The sequence below is a fragment of the Zavarzinella formosa DSM 19928 genome, from assembly GCF_000255705.1.
GTDB lineage: Bacteria > Planctomycetota > Planctomycetia > Gemmatales > Gemmataceae > Zavarzinella > Zavarzinella formosa.
In genome coordinates this window covers 1-1,001 of record NZ_AIAB01000555.1, presented here as the reverse complement: position 1 = coordinate 1,001, position 1,001 = coordinate 1, and the positions used below count along the sequence as shown (strand labels likewise).

Below are 1,001 nucleotides of genomic sequence, written 5' to 3'. Positions count from 1 at the left end.
CTCGTCCTTCGCCACCCCCGTGCCGGTCTCCAGGCAAAGCCCCAAGCGGTGCATGGCCGGGGCGTAGTATCCCGGCCCGGCCGCCTTGCGAAGCCAGGCGACGGCCGCCCGCTCGTCCTTCGCCACTCCGGTTTCCGTCAGCAGGCAGTCGGCCAGGCTGGTCATCGCCGGGGCGTATCCCAGGTCGGCGGCCTTCTGATACCAACCGACGGCCGCCTCCTCGTTTCGCAAGGCCCCTCCCCCCGCCTCCAGGCAGCCCCCGGCCAGGAACATGGCCCGTTCGTCCCCGCCCCAAGACAGACGAAGCCAGTCCCGGAACCGTTTGGGGCCGTTCTCCGCATACCAAGCCCCGGCGTTTTCGTCCGTGAGCATCGCGGTGTCACGGGCTCGTTGGTCGGCGGCGACCTCGAACACGATGGTCTTCCTGGATTCCGGGTACGCCGGCTCCCCTCGACGGGCGGCCCCTTCGGCAACTCGCCCGGCGTCTCCGGTTTTTGACCGCCTTCAGGAGGCCGGATGGAGGCAAACGCCGGGGAGCGGGGAGCGGCCGTCGCCGGGATTTGCGCCATCCACGGGGCCGGCGTTCCACCTCCGTTCCGACGATCGACGGGACGGAGGCGGGACAACAAGGCCGCGGCGGAGTCGTAAGCCATCGGACCCGGACCGCCCGGTGTCTTCCAGACTGGGTTCCCTAGGTAATGTCGGAGGGGCAGGCCGCCCGGGATGGGGATCATGGCCGGAGTCGGCTCCGTTCTGGCGGGCGCGACGGGCTTTCGCGGGGCCGGTGGCGCCGGCTTGGGAGAGGGGGAGGAGGAGGAAGAAGCTTTTTCCCGCGAGTTGAAGATTTGGATGATCGCCACGACGAAGCGAGATGTCGCCCGCCGCCTTGCCGCGTCTTTCTGGGTGAACACCGCCCCGGCCAGCAGGATCGGCCCGGCGACCGCCGCCCCCAGCCACCGGCGCAATTTCTTCCCGCCCGTCCCAGCGGCGGGGGCCGGGCG

Annotated in this window: 1 protein-coding gene and 1 pseudogene; one reads left to right on the top strand and one right to left on the bottom strand. The window is 70.5% G+C overall.

The features are described 5' to 3' along the window. Positions 1-414, bottom strand: a pseudogene (locus tag BGIM_RS56720) (SEL1-like repeat protein); the annotation flags it as partial. A 318-nt stretch (positions 415-732) separates the two neighbouring features. Between BGIM_RS56720 and BGIM_RS47935 the strand changes: the two are divergent. Then, the coding region (locus tag BGIM_RS47935; RefSeq protein ID WP_157368530.1) for a hypothetical protein at positions 733-1,001 on the top strand (269 nt) is incomplete at its 3' end.